The following is a 14,503-nucleotide window of genomic DNA, read 5'->3' as shown; positions in this document are numbered from 1 at the left end:
CATTACCGCCCGGCCCGGTACGCTTTAAGGATGGCATCCACTTTCCCGAAGGTTTCCCGGTCAAAGGTTGTTCCCACCAGGCTCGGCAGGGTTCGGTCGATATCATCGTACCAGAGTTTCAGCTGGTCGGGATTGATAGTATTGACCACAAGGCCGTAGGATTTCATGGTGGCTACGGCATCATCTTCGAGTTTGGCGATGGATGAACCGAAGTCACGTTCCAGCTGCCGGTTTATTTCCATCAGCCGGGGTTTGTATTTATCAGGTATTGAACGCCAGGCGTTGCGGTTCAGCACAACACTGCCGACCACCGGCGCGATATTGATGGAGGCCATGTTTTTCGCGATGGTGAATATCTGGAGGCCGGCGACCATCATGGGGCTTTGGTAAATCGCGTCCACCATGCCGCTGTTTAAGGCCATAAGGAGCTCGTTCATATTGATGGGGATCATGTTATAGCCCAGGGTTTTGAACGCCTGGGTAAGTTCCGGCTCGCTGGCGCTGGTTCCCAGTTTCTGGGATTTCAGGTCCGAGGGCACAAAGACCGGGGTTTTGGAGAACAGTTTAACCCATCCGGCGTTGGTCCACGCCACCGGGACAAACCCCTTGTCCCCGATTTTTTCTTCGAAATCCCCCCGAAGGTTAGACATAACCAGGTTCATTTCATCGTTGTCCCGGATAAAGAAGGGGCAGCTCAGGGCCATAACCTCCGGGGTGATCGCGTTGAGTCCCAGGGACGTAAAAACCCCGCCCTGGAGCTGGTTGAGCTTCAGCTTCCGCAGCACGTCATCCTCGTTGCCGGCCACGCCGTTGTGGTAGATCCGCACTTCCACTTCGCCGTTGGTCGCGTCACGCCATTCCCGGGCCATTCTGTTCAGAAACTCGCCGTAGGGGGTGTTTTCCGGCGCTATGGACGCTATTTTGAGCACCTGCCGCCGCTGGGAAAAAGCGGCCATGGGGGTAAGCAGCACCGCAAGAAGCAATATCATCAGTATCTTTTTGCCTGGTTTCATAGGGTTTCTCCTTTAGTCATACTCGTAAAAATCGCCGTAATACAGCGCCTCGTCCTCGCCGAGGTCTATAAAATACTCCGGCGCACTGTCCAGAAGGTACCGCGCCTTCCGCTGGGAAATAATATTGACGAGCCGGCCCGAAGGATTCGCGTCGGGATCTATTTCCAGCGCCTTGTTTAAGTATTCCTTAAACAGCGGATAATTCTGGGCGGGTATGCAAACCGAGGTCGCATAGGATACATAGGGCCCCGCGGAAAGTCCCCGGGATCTTTCCAGCGCCAGTTCGAAGTGCCGGTCCACCAAACCGGGGTTACCCCCCAGGGAAGCCGGCAATGAAGCATAGAATAAAATATAGAAATCATCTATAGCCCCGTCATTAAAGTCCGGGTCGAGTTCGTACGCCCGGGCGATCATTGCCGCGAGCTGGGGAACCTTAAGCCCGAATTTAAGATCAAAGGGGTCCAGGGAATAGGCTGAAAGGGTTCCGGCCACGGTCCAGTACAGCAGCGGTACGTCGCCGGCTCCCATTTTTGAAAGAACGGTATCCAGCGACCCGCTGTCGTAGGCATCGGCAAAGCCGGGGTATTTATTTTCGAGTCCCCTGGAGAGGATATCCACCCCCCGGATATAAAGATTTTTAGCCCGTTTATACTGGGCATCCCGTTCGCTGTACTCGCCCGGAGACAGCATGGATGCCGGCCCCTGCACAAAGGCGTTGGCGTACATGACAAAAAGAGAACCCGTGGTCAGCAGCAGACCGTCATGGTCGGGATTTTTAGAGAGGAGTACCTCATACAGTTTTATGGCAAACGGCAGGGCGTCCCCGACAAGTTCGGGGTCGTTGTCGGCGGTAAACGCGTCGGTGCTGCCGCTTCCGGTGAGCATGTCGGAAACGGCTTTCATGGCCATGTTGCTGGTAGAACACGAAGTAAACAGGGTTAAACCCAGAACGAGCGCCCCAAGTATAAAACATCCGCCCCGGGAAACAGTCTTTTTCATTACTCCCCCTTATGTCCGTCCCCGGTTATTTACGGAACGGCATACATGCTGTTATGTCAGTATGATAACAGACTCCGCCGGAGTGATACAACACGGAAACGGGCGGCCGGCGATTTTCCCGTACCGGGATGTTTATGGCCGGGCACCGGCAAAGTTTTCGCGCGGATCACGCGTTTCCCTGGAAGACTTCGGCGCATTTTACGAATAGTTCCATACAGACCCGGGCGTCATCCTCCGCCCGGTGGGCTTCCACCGCGGTGATGCCCAGGAAGGACGCCAGATCCTGGAGGTTGTATTTCCATCTGCCGGGGAAGGCTTCTTTTGCGTAGATCCTGGTATCAACCACCTGGTGGGGAAGGCTCGAATAGGGAGGATTCCAGCATGAATCAGGGGATTCCGCTTCCTCAGCCGCGTCCAGAAGGCTTCCCTGGCCGCTGGTATCCCGGCGGGCCGCCGCGTCGGCGAATAGTTTGAGATTTTCATTTACGAAACCGCAGTCAAAGGGCGCGTTATGGGCGACCAGGGCGGACCCTTCAATAAAACGGATAAAATCGGGAAGCACCGCCTCCAGGGACGGTTTATCCTTAAGCATGGCGTCGCTGATACCGTTTATCCGTTCCGCGTCCGCGGGCATGGGTATCCCGGGGTTAATCAGCACCGAAAACCGCGCCGCCGGACCCCGGCGGTCGAATTTTACCGCCCCTATTTCGACGATGCGGTCTTTTTTCGCGTCCAGACCGGTGGTCTCCAGATCGAATGCCACAAAAGAAGCCCCGCCGAAAAAGGCGGAAGATGCCCAGTCAAAACTTCCCATCAGTCACCGATTACCGAACGGATGTCTTTTTTGATGGCATCCAGCTTCCGGGCAACCTCGGCTTTCGTTTCCTGAAGGTTTCCGGCCTTGGCTTCGCCGCAGCAGGTGGCGTAGAACTTTATCTTCGGCTCCGTACCGCTGGGCCGGGCGCTGACCACGGTTCCGTCGGCTAGGAAAAACTGGAGGACATCGCTTTTGGGAAGGTCCACGGGTTCCTGTTTCGCCGGGTCTCCGGGGATTTTCCATACCGATTCGAGAATATCCCGGACTTTTTCCACCGTTATGCCCCCCAGGGTTTTGGGCGGGTTTCTGCGGTATTCATCCATAATTCCCTTCATAATGGCTGGGCCTTCGGAACCCTGGAAGTATTTTGAGATTCCCAGTTCCTGCCAGTAGCCGTTGGTTACGTACAGCTCATCCAGGCGGTCCAGGAGGCTTTTGCCCTTGCTTCTCCAGTACAGCGTCATTTCCGCGGTCATAGCCGCGGCGGAAACCCCGTCCTTGTCCCGGACCTCCGGTTCCACCAGGTATCCGTAGCTTTCCTCGGTCCCGAACACCACTGTATAGCCTTTGCCGTCGGTTTCGCTCCGCCGCCATACATCGGCGATCCATTTGAAACCCGTGAGACATTCAAAACATTCGGCGCCGTAGGACTGCGCCACCCGTTTCTGCATGCCCGTGGTGACCACTGAATTGACCATGGCGGGTTTTTGCGGCATCTTTCCCAGTTCTTTTAATGAAAGGAAAATATAATCCGCCAGGAGAACACCCAGCTGGTTGCCCGTGACCAGGGTAAAACCGCCGGACCCTGCGGACCCGTCGGGAACCGCGATCCCCAGCCGGTCCGCGTCGGGATCGGTGGCCATAACCACGTCGGCTTTTTCTTTTTTGCCGAGATTTACCGCCATTTCCAGGGCGGCCGCTTCTTCGGGGTTTGGGAAGGCCACGGTGGGGAAGTCCCCGTTGGGTTCCCGCTGCTCCGGTACCGTGATTACCTTGAGCCCGAGATCCCCCAGCACCTTTTCGACGTGCATGGCGCCGGTGCCGTGGAGGGGAGTGTACACGATTGTAACATCCCCGGCTTTTTCCTTGATAAGCTGGGGCCGGAAAAGCCGGCTCTTTACCATGGCCCAGTAGGGCTCGTCCACTTCCTTGTCGATTATCTTGAGGAGTCCCTTGGAAAGGGCCTCATTCTTATCCATTTCCTTTATTTCGGTGACCGCGCCGACCTCATCAATTATTCCCGTATCATGGGGCGGGACCACCTGGGATCCGTCGTTCCAGTAGGCCTTGTATCCGTTGTACTGGGGCGGATTGTGGCTGGCGGTAACCACGATCCCTGTATCGCATCCCAGTTCCCGGATGGCAAAGGACAGCTCCGGGGTGGGTCTGAGGGACGAAAATAAGTAGGTTTTAATATCATTGGCCGCGAAAATCAGGGCCGCGGCTTCGGCAAACTGAGCCGAATAATGGCGGTTGTCAAAGGCGATGGCCGCGGAAAGGGACTTTCCGGGAAAGGTCTTTTTTATATAGGTTGCCAGTCCCTGGGTTGCGCTTTTTACCACCAGGGTGTTCATGCGGTTGTAGCCGCCCCCGATAATCCCCCGGAGTCCGCCGGTTCCGAATTCCAGATCCCGGTAAAAACGGTCCTCCAGCTCCTTCCAGTCCTCTTTGGCAAGGAGATCTTCCACTTCCTTTCTGAAGCCCGCGTCCTTTTCCTTGGCTATATAATCCTTCGCCTGGGCGATAATGGCATCTTTTTGCATTTTTTATCCTCCGGGTTTAATATTATTTAAGTATAGTGAGGGGCCGTACCGCAAGACAAGGCGGCTTCCGGCGGAAATCACCTTCTTTCGGCAAAAAACCGGAAAAAAAGCTTTTTCCGGGGATACTATGGATTTTTTTATGGTATAACCTTCAAAAATAAAAAGAACCGCTATATATCCCTTGAAGAAAGGTGATTTCAATAGTAAATTAATAGAAGGTTATCATAAAAAACGTGTCCGGCTTTTTATGATACATTTTCAGAGGGAGTAAATATGGCTGAAACAGATAATCAGAGTCAGTTAGTCACTTTCCAGCTTGGTGAAGAGCTGTACGGTATCAATATTATGGATGTTAAGGAAATAGTCCGTGTCCAGGAAGTCCGGCAGATACCGAATGCTCCCTCGTATGTAGAAGGAATTTTCAATCTCAGAAGTGAAATTATACCTATTATCAATCTCCATAAACGGTTCCATCTGAAAAAACCCGCCGCTTCGGACAGTGACGAGCTTTTGTCAGGTTTTATTATCATCGATATTGACGGTATGAAGCTCGGGGTTATCATAGACAAGGTCTCCCGGGTGGTTACCATAGAAGACGCGGATATCCAGCCGCCGCCCCAGATGCTCAGCGGAATCGGCGCGGAATATATCCGCGGCGTGGTCCGGCAGGATCACGGCTATCTGATTATCCTGGATATCCGGGACCTCTTTAATCCCAAGGAATTGCAGAAAATCAGCGAACTCAGAAGATAGGAATAGTCGGTCGCTGGAACTTGAGGTACTACATGAATATTGAAGTCTACTCTCCGACAATTCGGCGGAAGGAGATGGATGCGGTTCTTACGGCCATGGTGGAAGATAAAATCGGCCCCGGCGACCAGTCCCAGCGGCTGGTGCAGACGGCCAAAGAGTATCTCCAGTATGACTACTCCCTGGCGGTAAGAAGCCCGGCCATCGCCCTGTATCTGGCCCTCAAATCCATGGGAATCGCGGACGGTTCCGGGGTGCTGATCTCGGCGCTGTCCCCGCGGTATTACACATGGGTTATTGAAGGGCTGCGGCTGGTTCCCCTGTACTGCGACGTGGAATCCGGATCGGCCTGTATCAGCGCAAAAACCGTTCAGGCCGCCATAGCGCGCAAGGACGCCGGTATGGAACCACGGTGCCTGGTTATTCACCACGCCCTGGGTTACGTGCCGGACACTGTGTCCCTGGCGGAATTGGGGATTCCCATAATCGAGGACTGCTCCCGGAGTTACGGCACGGCCTCGGAGGGCAGCCCGCTGCCGTCGGCGGGGGTGTTTACCATCCTGGGTCTGGAGGAGCGGGACATGCTCACCGCCGGCGGCGGAGCCCTGCTGTACGCGGCAAACCGGCGGGACGGATCGGTCCTCAGGAATTACGGGGACATACCGCCGGAATACAGCCTCCCGGATATGAACGCCGCCCTGGCGGTTATTCAGTTTAAGGAATCCCGCAGGAATCTGGAAAAAAGAAAGGATATCGCGGAGGTGTATATCCAGTCATCCCTCAGAACCCGGCATAAACGGTTTATCGAAACCGACGGCATTGGCTACAACAATTACGCCTTTCCCCTTATCCTGGAAACCGGCATGAAGGATGTGGTGGCCTACGCGAAAAAGAAGGAAGTATCCGTGGAAAACGCCTTCGGCGATACCCTGGTGGGGAGCGGTGCAATCCCTCCGGAACAGTGCCCCGAGGCGTATTCCCTTTCCTTACGAACCGCGCTGTTCCCCCTGTATCCCCGCCTTGCATCATCCCAGACAGCCAAGGTCGCGAAGCTTATCGCGGCCCTTCCCTGAGGAAGGCGCCGTTATGCAGGGGAAGCTCCGAAGAATTTTACTGATTGTCAATCTCCATAAGGAACACGCCCTGCGGCTGTGCCGGGAAATCTGCGCTGTTCTGGAAAAAATGGAAATTGAAGCGGTCCCCTTTACCTTTGACGGAAAACCCGGCGCCATTCCTCCCGGCCCCTTCGATCTGGCTTTCAGCCTCGGCGGAGACGGTACGGTGCTGTACGCCGCCCGGGCCATGGCTCCGCTGGGGGTGCCGATTCTTCCCATAAACCTGGGAACCCTGGGATTCATCGCGGCGGTGCACCCCGAAGAATGGAACAGTGTTTTTGAGCATCTCCTCAGGGGATCGGTACCGCTTTCCCAGCGGCTTATGCTGGAGGCGTGGGTGGAGCGTGACGGAAAGTCCGTGGCCACCGCGTCGTGTCTCAATGACGTGGTGGTGTCTTCTTCGGGGATCGCCAAAATTATACGGCTCCATGTTAAGGGCGAAAAGATCCGCCTGGGCAATTACCGCTCCGACGGCCTTATCGCGGCCACGCCCACGGGGTCAACGGCGTACTCCGTTGCCGCCGGCGGCCCCATTGTGGATCCGGAGATGGAAGCGGTCATCATCAGCCCGATCTGTCCTTTTTCCCTGTCAAACCGGCCCATGGTGGTCCCCGCCGACGAGGCAATCATCGTCGAGGTTGAAGCGGAACAGCGCAGCGAAGTCCTATTAACCATGGACGGCCAGATTGTGGAACCCCTGGAGCCGGGAGACACGGTCCGCATAAGCCGGGCTCCGTTTAAAGCCCAGCTTATCGCGTCGGACCGGGAAGTCTTCTACCGGGTTCTCCATTCAAAACTGAACTGGTCCGGAGGTCCCGATGCTTGAGGAACTTACAATCCGGAATTACGCCCTGATCGACAATCTTTCGGTTTCCTTTGAGAACGGCCTGAACATCCTGACCGGCGAAACCGGCGCGGGGAAATCGATCATAGTCGGGGCGCTGAGCTTCCTCTTCGGGGCAAAAGCCGACGCGGACGTCATCCGGACCGGGGCCGAAGAAGCCAGTGTTTCCGCGGTGGTTTCCCTGGACAGCGGGAGCGGGGATGTGCTCCGCTGGCTCGAAGACCGGGATATTGTGCCGGAGGACAGCCGGATCATTATCCGGAGAACCCTAAAAACCAACGGCAGGGGCTCCATTTTTATCCAGAATATACCGGTAACCCGGAACGATCTGTCGGAATTTACGGCGTTCCTCTTTGATCTCCACGGTCAGCACAGCCACCAGTCGCTGCTGCGCAAGGAAAGCCACCGAAAATACCTGGACCGGTTCGCCGGGCTGGAGGATGAAACCGCGGAATTCAACCGCATATTCCTGGATCTGACCGAAAAACGTAAACTCATGGAATCTTCCCTTGCCTCGGAACGGGACCGGGACGCCCGGCTTGAGCTGCTCCGGTACGCCGTGGACGAGATCGCCCAGGCCGCCCCGAAAAGCGGTGAAAGCCGGGACCTGGAGACAGAAGCGTCCCGGCTCGGGGATTTCGAGAAGCTTGCGTCCCATATCACCAGCGGGGCATCGGCTTTTTTCGATGATGAAACCTCGATCCTGGGACTGCTCCGGCGGCTCAGGAATTCCATGGAGTCCGCGGCTTCCATTGACGGTTCCCTCCAAAACCTTTCCCGCAGAATTGACGATCTCTATTATGAGGCGGAAGACACGGCGGAGCAGCTCCGGGCTTACCGGGACGATCTCAGCTACGATCCCCAGCGGCTTGAGGAAGTGGAGGAACGCCTGACGGCGCTGTACCGGCTTAAGAAAAAATACGGTGAAGATGAGGACGCGGTCCTGGCGTACCGTATTTCCGCGGAGTCAGAGATCGATTCCCTTTCCCGTTCCGAAGAAGACCGGGAAAAACTAAAGACAGAAATAAGCGCCCTGGAACGGGATATGGTTCTCCGGGCTTCGGCGATAAGCTCAAAACGGACCGCGGCGGCGGTTAAACTGGGAAGCGAAATAAGCACCATCCTGGGAAATTTGGGCATGCCCAACGCGCGGTTTTCCGTCAGCGTCAGTTCAAAAGGGCAGGGCCCGAACGGTCTTATCTGCGGTCCCTGGGGCGCCGATGAGGTGGAATTCCTCATATCCGCGAACCCCGGAGAACCCCTTAAGGAACTGTCCAGGATAGCCTCCGGCGGTGAATTGTCCCGGGTGATGCTGGCGATCAAGACCGTCCTGGCGGGATCCGATACCATCGGCACCCTGGTATTTGACGAAATCGATACGGGCATCGGCGGTGAGGTAGCCCTGGCTGTGGGAAAATACCTCTCGGAAATAGGCAGGATAAAACAGATCTTCTGTGTTACCCACCTTGCAAGCATAGCCGTTCGTGCCGATAATCATTTTATAGTAGAAAAAACCAGCAGCGGCGGGCGGACCTCAACGGGGGTTTCTGTTTTATCTCCCGCGGGCCGGCGTCAGGAGATTGCCCGGATGCTGGCGGGCGATTCGGCGGGCAGCGCGGCTCTTGCACATGCGGATGAATTGCTGGCAAAATACGGTAAGCGGGGTTAAATTATGGCGAAAATTTCCAATGAGGAACGTCACCAGTATTTGGAAAAAACAAAACCCTACCGGGAAACCATCGACTCGATTATCGCCAGGGAAAAGAATATCCTTGGGGTTATCCAGAAGGACCCCAACGGCGCGGTTTTTAAGAAACTAACCCTGGCGGAGGACATGCTTAATCTGGCTTCCCACTATATTATTCTCAGCACCGTTTCCCAGTCCATGCTCAAAGTGAAGAATGAGGATGCCCTCAACGACGGGCGGAAGGCACTCTATAAAGCGATTATCTACCTTGAGGAAATTGTCACAAGTTACGTGGATGTTCCCTTTGCGGATTACGAGGATAAACTTGAGGAACTCGAATCCGTGGACTCCGCCCGGCGGTACCTCCTTATGCGGAAAACCGGCCTGGCCATACAGCTCATGGAAAACGCCTACGGGGACAATACAAAATGGAAATGGTCCTTTGTCGACCTGGAAGGCCGTTTCGCCGCGGTTTCAAAAAATATTTTTGACCTCAAAAACGCCGTCGTCAATATGGATCCCCGGTCCCCGAATTACGAATCCACGGTGTACCATCTCAGGATGATAAAAAAACTCCTCATGCAGGCCGCCGACCGGTACCGGGAAAAATATGAATTATCCACCAACCGGATTGACGATTTTAAACTGGGAATCAGTTTTCTGGGCGCCCTCCGGCGTATCCATGTTATCCTGGGCGACCGGGATGATGCGGAAACGGTAAAAAAGAAATACGACATCTGGTCAGCCAAGCTTGAAGCTGATATAAAGAAGAAAATAGAGCAGGAAAAAAAAGCGTAACACCCTATGCAGAAAGCTTCCCTCAAAGAATTTAGGAGCCTGATCCCGTATCTTTCCCGGTACCGTTGGCGGTACGTTCTGGGATTCCTGTGCCTTATTATTGTAGATGTGGCCCAGATTTTTATTCCCCAGTGCATACGCCAGGCCGTGGACCTTATCTCATCCGGCCGGTTCAACTGGCATTCGGTGCTGGTTATCTGCGGCGTATTGCTCGGTATCGCCCTGGTGATTTCCCTGGGCCGGTTTCTGTGGCGTTTTTTTATCCACGGCTCGTCCCGGCGTATTGAAACGGAGCTCCGGGATAAACTCTTCAGCCATCTGCTGACTCTGTCCTATGATTTTTACCAGAAGAACAAGATCGGGGATCTCATGGCCCGGGGAACCAACGACATCAACGCGGTGCGTATGTCCATCGGAATGGGGCTGGTTGCCTTAATTGACGGTACGGTCATGGCGTCGGCCATCCTGGTGATCATGTTCATGCAGGACGCCCGGACAGCGGCCCTGGCCATTATTCCCTTGCCGCTTATTACCATCCTGATCCTCTTTTTCGGCAGCGCCGTGGGAAAACGGTTCCGCCGGGCCCAGGAGACGTATTCATCCATGAGTGATACCGTGCAGGAAACATTTGCGGGCATTCGGGTCATAAAATCCTTTGTCAAGGAATGGTGGTTTATAAAGAAATTCGCCGATACCAATGATGACTATAAGGACGCCAACATGGCCCTGGTCAAAATATTCGGTGTCTTTTTCCCCCTGATATCGTTCCTGTCCGGCCTGACGACCCTGATCCTGCTTCTTGTCGGCGGCCAGCGGGTGGTGGAGGGCCTCATGAGCCCCGGTGAACTCGTGGCACTCTTCAGTTATCTCCAGATGCTTATCTGGCCCATGCTGGGGGCCGGTTTTATGGTTAACATGATCCAGCGGGGAGCCACCAGCCTGATGCGGGTCAACGAAATCCTCAACACAAAACCCAGCATCACCTCCCCGGATGATCCGGTCAAAGCCCCGGCGGCGGGAACTGTCTCACCGGCTATTGAACTGCGGGATCTCACATTTGCCTATCCCGGCGGCGGCCCGGTCCTCCGGGACATCAGCCTGGCCATTCCCCGGGGGGCCATGGTCGGAATCCTGGGGAAAACCGGTTCCGGCAAATCCACCATGCTGAAGGCTCTGGTGCGCCTGGTGGACCCTCCGGAGGGAACCGTGTTTGCCGAAGGCGTCGATGTCCGGCTCTGGGATCTCAAGGAGCTCCGGGGCCGTTTCGGGATGACCCCCCAGGACAGCTATCTCTTTTCGGACAGCATAAAAAACAATATTTCCTACGGCGCGGCCCGTGCGGGTGAAGAACAGATTCACAAGGCCGCGGAACTTTCCTCGATAGACCGGGATCTTGAGTCTTTCAGTGTTGGCTGGGATACCCTGATCGGTGAACGGGGGCTGACCCTTTCGGGTGGACAGAAGCAGCGGGTAGCGATTTCCCGGGCGCTTGTGAGGGATCCTGAATTCCTGGTTCTGGATGATTCCCTGTCCGCGGTGGATGCCGAGACCGAACGGCGTATCCTCAACATGCTCCTGGCAAACCGCCGGGGCAAAACCACCCTGATCGTATCCCACCGGGTCTCAACGCTCCACAACGCGGACCAAGTGATTGTTTTGGATCAGGGCCGGGTTTCGGAGTACGGGACACCCCAGGAACTTATCTCCCGGGGCGGTTTCTATTCCCAGATGGCTGAACTTCAGCAGCTTGAACAGGCCGGGGAGGGCGACCGCTGATGGCCGACTATTTTGAAAGCGAAGAAGTCGTAAAAGGATACGATGGCCGCATCGTCCGGCGGATACTCTCATATCTCAAACCATACCGGATCCTGGCGGTTATTACCTTTGTCGCTCTGGCGGTTTCTACCGTGGGGGAGCTGTTTGTACCGGTTCTCATACAGCGGCTCATTGACGGCGCCATTGTCGCCCGTTTCGTGGTAGTCCGCTCCGATATACTGGAACAGGAAAAATCCCTTCTTTCCGCAGAAGGCCTCAAGGCCGCGGAACGCCTGTCGGCAATGGAAAATTCCCGTTCCGTTGAAAACCGCCTCTTCATCCCCCAAAGCCAGGATCTTTCTATTTCCGGCGCCGTGGAGGAAGAACTCCGGACTGCCGGTATCATAGAGGAAGTCCAGTGGTACGCGTTTTCCTATACCGAAGGGAGCCCTCTGGCCGGCCTTATCGAAACCCGGCGGGATATTTTCCTGTATGAAGCCGGGGAAGCCGCGGTCCGCCGGGATGACCTGTATTCCCTTCCGGTTGATGAAATACGCCTGGTCAGGGGCGGGGACCTCTCCCTGATTGTTTCGGCGGTCACGGTAATTCTGGCCGCCCTGGTGCTGGTTTTCGTATTTACCTTTGTGCAGACCTGGACCACCACCCTTATCGGTCAGCGGATCATGAAGGACATGCGCCTGGAGCTGTTTAAAAAAACCGCGGGCCAGTCCACGGCTTTTCTTTCCCGCCATCCCGTGGGCCGCATCGTGACGCGGTTAACCGGTGACGTGGAAACCATAAATGAGTTTTTCACCTCCGTTCTGGTAGCGTTTCTCAAGGATTTTTCCATCATGATAGGGGTTTTGATCACCCTGTTTCTCCTTTCACCGAAACTTGCCCTGGTAACCTTGGTGACCATCCCGCCGGTCATGGTAGCCACCGCCATCAGCCGGATAAAGGCGCGGGACGCCTTCCGCCGGCAGCGTCTGGCTTCTTCCCGGGTCAATTCCTATTTATCGGAGCACCTGTCCGGGGTGCAGGTGGTGCAGCTTTTTTCCGGCGAGCAGCGAAGCCGGGATGAATTCGGCGAGCGGAACGGGGAGCTCCTGGACGCGAACCTCGGGGAAATGCACGTTTTCGCCACCTTCAGACCTATCATTGACTTTCTCTCGAACCTGACCGTGGCGGTGGTTATTGCCGTGGGAAGCAGTTTTGTGCTCAACCTGTCCCTTTCCCTGGGAGTCCTCATAGCGTTTATAAACCTGGTGCAGATGTTCTATTCACCGATCCAGGATATTGCCGAAAAATACACTATCCTCCAGTCCGCCATGGCCGGAGGCGAACGGGTTTTTGCCCTGATGGATACGGATGAACGCATCCCCGATGCGGGAACCCATCACATAGAGGGCATGGTCCGGGGCCATATCGGGTTTGATTCGGTTCATTTTTCCTATAAAGAAGGCGAGGAAGTCCTTAAGGGCCTGAGCTTTACGGTTAACCCCGGGGAAATGGTCGCTATTGTCGGCTATACCGGGGCGGGAAAAACGACCATTACCAATGTTCTTACAAGACTCTGGGATATCGATTCCGGCAGCATCCTCCTGGATGGCGTACCTATAAAGGATATTCCCCTGGAAGAACTGCGCCGTTCGGTCCTTCCGGTACTCCAGGAGGTGTTTCTCTTTTCCGGAACCGTGGCTGACAACATACGCCTGGGGCTGTCCTTAAGTGACGCGGAAGTAGAGAAGGCTGCCCGGGCCGTACATGCCCATGAATTTATTGCCAGCCTTCCCGAAGGCTACGAAACTATTTTATCCGAAGGCGCTACGAATATATCATCAGGGCAGCGGCAGCTTATCAGTTTCGCCCGGGTAATCGCCCATAATCCCGCGATTGTCATTCTTGATGAGGCTACCAGCAATATCGATACGGAAACGGAACATCTCATTCAGCTGGGGATGCAGCGGGTCCTCGCGGGCCGGACCTCCATAGTTATAGCGCACCGGCTTTCTACCATCCGCCATTCGGACCGTATTCTGGTTCTTTCCGGCGGCAATCTCATTGAACAGGGAAAACACCAGGAGCTTATAGACCAGAACGGCCTGTACGCCAGCCTCTACCGCCTGCAGTATGAGAAAGCGCCGGACGAAGAAGCCTGATTTGAAATCCGCCGGAATTTTTCTTATTATTTAATATAGAATAGCGGAATGTAAAAATTCCTATTTTATGTAAAAAGGCGGCAACCATGAACAGTAATCAGGAAATCAGGATAAAAATTCTTCCCGGCGGTCCCTATGAAGTAACCGGCACCGTACCGCTGAAACAGGCCATTATCGTTGCGGATAAACACGGCCATTCGGAGAAATGGGGGGAAGGAAAAAAATATGAAATTAAAGAGGAATCCTTCCACCTCTGCCGGTGCGGCCATTCGAAGAACAAACCTTTCTGTTCGGGGGAACACAAAAATATCGGGTTTACCGGCGATGAGACCGCCGGATTCAGCACATACGAGGACCGGGCCAGTGTTCTCGAAGGGGAAGCCCTTGACCTTATGGACGATGAAACCCTCTGCGCCGTGGCGCGTTTCTGTGACCGCGGCGGCAATGTCTGGCGGCTTACCATGGCTTCCGGGGTTGAGGAAAACGCCGAAGCCGCGGTATACGAAGCTTCATGCTGTCCTGCGGGCCGGTTAACTTCGGTAAAGAAGGATGGAACGCGGCTCGAACCCAAACTTGAAAAGGAAATCGGTATCGTTGAAGATACCGCCCGGAACTGCAAAGGCCCGATCTGGGTAAAAGGCGGCATCGAAATCGAAAGTGCCAGCGGCCAATCGTATGAGGTCCGCAACCGGGTAACCCTGTGCAGGTGCGGGGAATCGTCAAATATGCCCTACTGTGACGCCCACCATCTCCAATGCTCCCATATGCAGGGGCTGGATAAGTAGCAAAAAAAACACGGCCGC

12 protein-coding genes are annotated in these 14,503 nt (G+C 55.1%); 8 read left to right on the top strand and 4 right to left on the bottom strand.

The features are described 5' to 3' along the window. Window positions 1-2: 2 nt before the first annotated feature. From JFL75_RS06445 to JFL75_RS06430, 4 genes are all read right to left on the bottom strand, one after another. Window positions 3-1,013 (bottom strand): TRAP transporter substrate-binding protein, encoded by a 1,011-nt coding sequence (locus tag JFL75_RS06445; RefSeq protein WP_215625866.1) that lies wholly within the window; start codon window positions 1,011-1,013, stop codon window positions 3-5. 12 nt (window positions 1,014-1,025) lie between these two features. Beyond that, window positions 1,026-2,012 carry a TRAP transporter TatT component family protein gene (locus JFL75_RS06440; protein ID WP_215625865.1) on the bottom strand — a complete coding sequence of 329 codons (987 nt, stop codon included), beginning with the start codon at window positions 2,010-2,012 and terminating at the stop codon, window positions 1,026-1,028. A 166-nt stretch (window positions 2,013-2,178) separates the two neighbouring features. Further along, window positions 2,179-2,826, bottom strand: coding sequence for a 3'-5' exonuclease (locus JFL75_RS06435; protein ID WP_215625864.1), 648 nt, complete (start codon window positions 2,824-2,826; stop codon window positions 2,179-2,181). Further along, complete coding sequence (locus JFL75_RS06430) at window positions 2,826-4,592, bottom strand: phospho-sugar mutase (protein ID WP_215625863.1); 1,767 nt, start codon at window positions 4,590-4,592, stop codon at window positions 2,826-2,828. The genes JFL75_RS06435 and JFL75_RS06430 overlap by 1 nt, the downstream gene beginning before the upstream one ends. Window positions 4,593-4,865: 273 nt before the next feature. Between JFL75_RS06430 and JFL75_RS06425 the strand changes: the two genes are divergently transcribed. From JFL75_RS06425 to JFL75_RS06390, 8 genes are all read left to right on the top strand, one after another. Continuing rightward, window positions 4,866-5,345 (top strand): chemotaxis protein CheW, encoded by a 480-nt coding sequence (locus JFL75_RS06425; protein ID WP_215625862.1) that lies wholly within the window; start codon window positions 4,866-4,868, stop codon window positions 5,343-5,345. Between the two features lie 32 nt (window positions 5,346-5,377). Further along, entirely contained in the window at window positions 5,378-6,415 is a 1,038-nt protein-coding gene (locus tag JFL75_RS06420) for a DegT/DnrJ/EryC1/StrS family aminotransferase (RefSeq protein ID WP_215625861.1), read from the top strand. A gap of 13 nt (window positions 6,416-6,428) precedes the next feature. Further along, the gene (locus tag JFL75_RS06415) at window positions 6,429-7,283 is read left to right on the top strand and encodes an NAD(+)/NADH kinase (RefSeq protein WP_215625860.1); all 855 of its coding nucleotides are present in this window, start codon (window positions 6,429-6,431) and stop codon (window positions 7,281-7,283) included. Then, a complete protein-coding gene (gene recN / locus JFL75_RS06410; protein ID WP_215625859.1) occupies window positions 7,276-8,970 on the top strand; it encodes a DNA repair protein RecN in 1,695 nt (564 codons plus the stop codon). Before JFL75_RS06415 ends, recN begins: the two co-directional genes overlap by 8 nt. 3 nt (window positions 8,971-8,973) lie before the next feature. Further along, window positions 8,974-9,786, top strand: a complete 813-nt coding sequence (locus tag JFL75_RS06405) for a hypothetical protein (protein ID WP_215625858.1) — start codon at window positions 8,974-8,976, stop codon at window positions 9,784-9,786. Window positions 9,787-9,792: 6 nt separating this feature from the next. After that, window positions 9,793-11,562: an ABC transporter ATP-binding protein gene (locus JFL75_RS06400; protein ID WP_215625857.1), complete on the top strand. Its 1,770-nt coding sequence runs from the start codon at window positions 9,793-9,795 to the stop codon at window positions 11,560-11,562. Beyond that, window positions 11,562-13,700: an ABC transporter ATP-binding protein gene (locus JFL75_RS06395; protein WP_215625856.1), complete on the top strand. Its 2,139-nt coding sequence runs from the start codon at window positions 11,562-11,564 to the stop codon at window positions 13,698-13,700. The genes JFL75_RS06400 and JFL75_RS06395 overlap by 1 nt, the downstream gene beginning before the upstream one ends. A gap of 86 nt (window positions 13,701-13,786) precedes the next feature. Then, window positions 13,787-14,485 carry a CDGSH iron-sulfur domain-containing protein gene (locus tag JFL75_RS06390; RefSeq protein WP_215625855.1) on the top strand — a complete coding sequence of 233 codons (699 nt, stop codon included), beginning with the start codon at window positions 13,787-13,789 and terminating at the stop codon, window positions 14,483-14,485. Window positions 14,486-14,503 lie beyond the last annotated feature (18 nt).

The organism is Breznakiella homolactica (assembly GCF_016616095.2).
Lineage (GTDB): Bacteria > Spirochaetota > Spirochaetia > Treponematales > Breznakiellaceae > Breznakiella > Breznakiella homolactica.
Note: the sequence above shows the minus strand (reverse complement) of the source record. Positions and strands in the feature narration are given on the sequence as shown.

Bases quoted from the DNA above. Each gene is read 5' to 3' on its own strand.
- JFL75_RS06405 (WP_215625858.1), top strand. From the start codon at position 8,974: ATGGCGAAAATTTCCAATGAGGAACGTCACCAGTATTTGGAAAAAACA.
- JFL75_RS06430 (WP_215625863.1), bottom strand. From the start codon at position 4,592: ATGCAAAAAGATGCCATTATCGCCCAGGCGAAGGATTATATAGCCAAG.
- JFL75_RS06420 (WP_215625861.1), top strand. From the start codon at position 5,378: ATGAATATTGAAGTCTACTCTCCGACAATTCGGCGGAAGGAGATGGAT.
- recN (WP_215625859.1), top strand. From the start codon at position 7,276: ATGCTTGAGGAACTTACAATCCGGAATTACGCCCTGATCGACAATCTT.
- JFL75_RS06415 (WP_215625860.1), top strand. From the start codon at position 6,429: ATGCAGGGGAAGCTCCGAAGAATTTTACTGATTGTCAATCTCCATAAG.
- JFL75_RS06395 (WP_215625856.1), top strand. From the start codon at position 11,562: ATGGCCGACTATTTTGAAAGCGAAGAAGTCGTAAAAGGATACGATGGC.
- JFL75_RS06400 (WP_215625857.1), top strand. From the start codon at position 9,793: ATGCAGAAAGCTTCCCTCAAAGAATTTAGGAGCCTGATCCCGTATCTT.
- JFL75_RS06440 (WP_215625865.1), bottom strand. From the start codon at position 2,012: ATGAAAAAGACTGTTTCCCGGGGCGGATGTTTTATACTTGGGGCGCTC.
- JFL75_RS06445 (WP_215625866.1), bottom strand. From the start codon at position 1,013: ATGAAACCAGGCAAAAAGATACTGATGATATTGCTTCTTGCGGTGCTG.
- JFL75_RS06425 (WP_215625862.1), top strand. From the start codon at position 4,866: ATGGCTGAAACAGATAATCAGAGTCAGTTAGTCACTTTCCAGCTTGGT.
- JFL75_RS06390 (WP_215625855.1), top strand. From the start codon at position 13,787: ATGAACAGTAATCAGGAAATCAGGATAAAAATTCTTCCCGGCGGTCCC.
- JFL75_RS06435 (WP_215625864.1), bottom strand. From the start codon at position 2,826: ATGGGAAGTTTTGACTGGGCATCTTCCGCCTTTTTCGGCGGGGCTTCT.